Genomic DNA, 2528 nt, shown 5'->3' with positions numbered 1-2528 from the left:
ACCCATACCTAAGAAACCACCTCCGGCAGCTCCATCCGCCGCCTGTAATAATACATTTAAAAAAGTCATAATAGTTCTTTAATATTTAATTTATATTATTCTTGATCTAATTTTCTCTATAAATACATTACAAATATAAATCATTATTTTGAAATAGTATTAAATGAGAAATATCATAAAATATTATTATTTCTTAATAATTTTTTTTTCTTCTTTGAGTTCCTTTACTATTGCATCTAAAATACCGTTGATAAATGATGCACTTTTTGCTGTACTATAAGACTTAGCAATATCAATATACTCATTTAAAGTAACGCTGATAGGAATGGAAGGGAAAGTTACAATTTCAGCTATTGCTATTTGCATAATAACCATATCCATAAGGGCAATACGCTCCGATTCCCAATTTTGAGTATATTTATCAATGAGTTGTCGATACTCTTTTCCATCAAATAATGATTCTCTCAATAACTTAACGGCAAATTCTCTATCAGTATCATCTTTAAACATCGGTAATAAATCTTGCTCTGCACCTTTTTCCTCTTCAAAACGCTTAATAGTTTTAAGGACAAATGATTCTATAATCTCTATATCATCATTCCAGTATAGACTTTCATCTTCAAGAATCGTATATAAATCCTCTTCTGTACAAATAATATGCTTAAATATCTTACGCCAGAATTCACGATCATCATTATAATCTTGAAGATCATTTGCCGCATAATCTTTATAGACATCCGAATTCAGAATATTATCCAATACCTTTTTCAGAAAGGCCTCATGATCGTACCATGAGAAAGGTCTCTCTGATAGATATTTTTCTAATTGCTTATTCCTCCGTAATTGGCTTATAAACTTATTGTTTAATAGCTTAATATTAGGTCTAATATCTTCTTCTGACGGCAATAGCTTTGCTTTGCGAGCATCGACCTTCTGAGCATATGTATCGGTCAACTCAACCAAAAGAGATAACAAGTAAAAATACAAATCATAGGATTTTTGAAGACTGAATAGTAATTCATTTTCAGCTTTTCGTAAATCAGTAGTTTCACCTTGACTACAAGAGAAAAGTATCTGAACAACTCTGATACGGATAAGAACGCGGTTTATCATTTTTACATCAAATGTTTCAATGTGCAAAATTAAACATTTTTTCCGAATACAATAACATTTTAGGTAAGAGTTCATAATAAGTTATAAACGAACTATAGGATAATCAAAACATCAATTCATAATAAATCAACATGGCATAGTTCTTGTTATATTTATTAATAAATATTTATTCTCAACACATTAAGATATGCAGAGGAATAAACTGAACAATAAAGATAATCAAGGTATAATAAGCAAAACACTGGACTGGGCATATTCAAAAGCCGTGGTAGGCTTTACCGGAGTAGACTCGGCCTATGATCTGGGTAATAGCTACTTGTTACAAAACGGAACATTAGAACAACAAGTGGATTCTCTTATAAAATGGCAAGTAGCAAAAGCTGCATCCAGCGGATTTGTTACAGGTTTAGGAGGAGTAATGGTTATGCCGCTTACTGTACCGGCAAATATAGCAAGCGTTATATATGTTCAGATACGCATGATAACTGCCATTGCCTATATGGGGGGACATGATATAAAAGACGACAGAGTAAAATCTCTTGTCTATATATGCATGGTAGGAAATGGAGCTAAGGAATTACTAAAAGACCTGAGTATCAAAGCCAGTGAGAAAATGCTCTCTAAGATATTAGAGAAAGTTAGTGCTAAATTAGCAGCAAAGGCAGGAACGAAAGGTATCGCCTCGGCGGGGAAGGCTATCCCTATACTTGGGGGTGTTGTCGGGGGATCATACGATGCTGTTTCTACAAAGATTGTTGGCAAAGTAGCAAAACGTATTTTTATAGATAAACCTGAAGTAATCGAATCGGAAGAAGATGATAAATCTAAAGAATAATAATAGTTTTATCATAATAAATAAAAAAGCAACCTTGACAAGGTTGCTTTTTTACTATTAATAATATTTTATTAGTAACGTGCTGCTACAGCATCCCAATCGATAATTTTCCATAATTCGGCAAGATGATCTGCACGACGATTTTGATAATCGAGATAGTAAGCATGTTCCCATACATCAAATCCCAAAAGCGGAGTTAAACCTTTAGTGATAGGGTTTCCTGCATTTGGCTCTTTTGTTATTTCAAGATTTCCTGCATTATCTTTTGCCAACCATACCCATCCTGAACCAAACACAGCGGTACCGGCAGCAACAAACTCTTTTTTGAAGTTCTCAAACGAACCCCATTTTGCAGCAATGGCTTCCGCTAATTTACCTTTAGGTTCACCTCCGCCTTTAGGACTGAAAGATAAGAAGTATATATTGTGATTCAATGTCTGACCTGCATTATTAAAAATGGCACCATCACTTTCTTTAACGATAGTTTCAAGGTCAGCATTTTCAAACTTAGTTCCAGGAACAAGATTGTTCAGATTTGTAATATAAGTTTGGAGATGTTTTCCGTAATGTAACTCTATAG

3 protein-coding genes are annotated in these 2528 nt (G+C 33.5%); 1 reads left to right on the top strand and 2 read right to left on the bottom strand.

Features of this window, described 5'->3' with window-relative positions:
- Positions 1-186: 186 nt before the first annotated feature.
- On the bottom strand, positions 187-1113 hold the full coding sequence (gene nusB, locus JGH11_RS19710; protein WP_201114630.1) for a transcription antitermination factor NusB: 927 nt from the start codon (positions 1111-1113) through the stop codon (positions 187-189).
- Between the two features lie 187 nt (positions 1114-1300).
- On the opposite strand from nusB, the gene JGH11_RS19705 reads away from it, so the two are divergent.
- Positions 1301-1948, top strand: a complete 648-nt coding sequence (locus JGH11_RS19705) for an EcsC family protein (protein WP_201114628.1) — start codon at positions 1301-1303, stop codon at positions 1946-1948.
- Positions 1949-2019: 71 nt separating this feature from the next.
- Here the strand turns inward: JGH11_RS19705 and JGH11_RS19700 are convergent.
- A partial coding sequence (locus JGH11_RS19700) for a superoxide dismutase (protein ID WP_201114626.1) occupies positions 2020-2528 on the bottom strand: 509 nt, incomplete at its 5' end.

The sequence above is a fragment of the Dysgonomonas sp. Marseille-P4677 genome (genome assembly GCF_016652235.1).
Classification (GTDB): domain Bacteria; phylum Bacteroidota; class Bacteroidia; order Bacteroidales; family Dysgonomonadaceae; genus Dysgonomonas.
This window is presented reverse-complemented; position numbering and strand designations above follow the sequence as displayed.

What these genes read in the sequence shown, in the direction of transcription:
- nusB (WP_201114630.1), bottom strand. Translation starts at nt 1,113, where the DNA reads ATGATAAACCGCGTTCTTATCCGTATCAGAGTTGTTCAGATACTTTTC.
- JGH11_RS19705 (WP_201114628.1), top strand. Translation starts at nt 1,301, where the DNA reads ATGCAGAGGAATAAACTGAACAATAAAGATAATCAAGGTATAATAAGC.